The organism is Paraburkholderia sp. JHI869 (assembly GCF_038900775.1).
GTDB lineage: Bacteria > Pseudomonadota > Gammaproteobacteria > Burkholderiales > Burkholderiaceae > Paraburkholderia.
This window is the reverse complement of sequence record NZ_JAYMSC010000081.1, coordinates 1-1869: the sequence shown is the minus strand read 5'-3', so window position 1 is coordinate 1869 and position 1869 is coordinate 1. Positions and strand designations below refer to the sequence as shown.

The window sequence follows — 1869 nt, the reverse complement described above, 5'->3', positions numbered from 1 at the left end:
ATCGGGATAGGGGCAGGCCTCGCGGCCCGACCCCTCCCACACCACCGTGCGTACGGGTCCGTACACGGCGGTTCGGATCGGTTGGTCGACTACCGGCTAACCGATGGGAGACCGAGAGAACGTAAGTACCCGTTTGACAGGGCGAGGTTCACTGCAGGACTGTGACTGAGCCGCCACGCGCTGTGCGGTGCTCCGGCGGTTTGGGCCGCAAGATTGCGTTTCACGCCACGGGCAGTGAGTTCCTCGAATCGGGTCCGGCCGCGTTTCCACTGCTTCCAGAAGAAGCAGCGAATGCGGCGACGGATCCATTTATCCAAGTCCCGAAGCACCCATGGCGTTTCGCAGAAACAGAAGTATCCGCGCCAACCCGTCAGATACCGCTTCAGCGAGCCGATCATCTGGTCGACGCTGATGCCGCGCGTGCGCTGGGTCAGTTCCCGAATTCGCTCCTTGAACCGGGACAGTGCCTTGGGCGCTATGAGCCGCTGGACCTGCTCCCGGTCCGAGAAGGTAAATCCTAGAAACTTCCGCGTGTGTGGCCGCGCAACGGCACTCTTCGATTCGTTGACCTTCAATTTCAGCTTGTTAGTGAGGAAGGCCTTCAGCCCTGCCATCACCCGAAGCCCCGCGCGTTCGCTGTGCACGTAGACGTTACAGTCATCTGCGTATCTCACGAATCGCAAGTTGCGTCGGACAAGCTCCCGGTCAAGATCGTCGAGTATCAGATTGGATAGCAACGGTGACAGCGGTCCGCCCTGCGGCGTACCTTCATCCGTCACACCAACCAGCCCATTTTCCAGCACGCCCGCCGTCAAGAACGAGCGGATCAGTTTGAGCATGCGCTTGTCGCTGATCCGCCGGGCTACCCGAGACATCAGAATGTCGTGGTTTACGCGATCGAAGAATTTCTCGAGATCCAAATCTACAACCCAGCGGTGTCCCGCCTGAATGTAGCTTTGGGCACGTTCCACGGCCTGATGTGCCGAACGCCCCGGACGGAATCCGTAGCTGGAGTCCGAGAACGTCTGGTCCCACCGCTTTTGCAGCACCTGCAACACCGCCTGCTGAACGAAGCGATCTAGCGCGCACGGGATGCCGAGCTTGCGCACGCCACCGTCCGGCTTGGGTATCTCGACCCGTCTCACAGGTTGGGGTTGGTAGGTTCCGTCCAGCAATGACGACCGTATCGACGGCCAATGCTCACGCAGGTGCAGCCGTAATGCCTGGACCGTCATACCGTCCACGCCAGGCGCCCCCTTGTTTGCTTGCACACGCTTCAGCGCCTGTTTCAGGTTCTCCCGTTCACAGACTTCTTCCATCAGTCGGTCACTAGCCGACGGGCTTTCAGACTCGGGGTTCGCCGCCATAGGTTCAGCCCCTCCGGTATCGTCCTTTGGGGCTTCACCCCTATCTCCGATCCCGAGGACGCGATGCGTTTTCTGCTGCGCTCCCATGCCGAGTTCTCCGGCTTACTCGCCGCTCCTTTCCGTTTGGGCCTTCCGGCGTCACCGCCGTACTATGCCCGCTGCTGACTCCTGCACGACGATCAACGATCCTCGCGAATCGCTCAGTCCTGATTCCAGGACGCCGCACAGGCCTCCCGAGGTAAGCTCAACCGCCTTCACCGCACACCTGCCAGATCTACCTCCCCGGTCTTTGATGGTTGTGGACTTCGCGATCATTTGCTCGCTCGTCCGACCTGGTGGGCCTCATATCTGGTTTCTGTTCGTCAGGTCGCGGCTTTGCTACACGCTTCCTTCAGACCCCGCCTCGCGACGACGCCCTTGCGTTTCACTAGCCCTTCGCCCCATCTGGCTGGGCAGGGGACTCTCACCCCCAAGCTGTTGCGCATGCTCGGCGCACAAAAAA

Annotated in this window: 1 protein-coding gene; it reads right to left on the bottom strand. The window is 60.6% G+C overall.

What is annotated here, in order from left to right; all coding sequences use genetic code 11:
* Positions 1–89: 89 nt before the first annotated feature.
* Positions 90–1454, bottom strand: coding sequence for a group II intron reverse transcriptase/maturase (ltrA, locus tag VSR72_RS43905; protein WP_342958409.1), 1365 nt, complete (start codon positions 1452–1454; stop codon positions 90–92).
* Positions 1455–1869 lie beyond the last annotated feature (415 nt).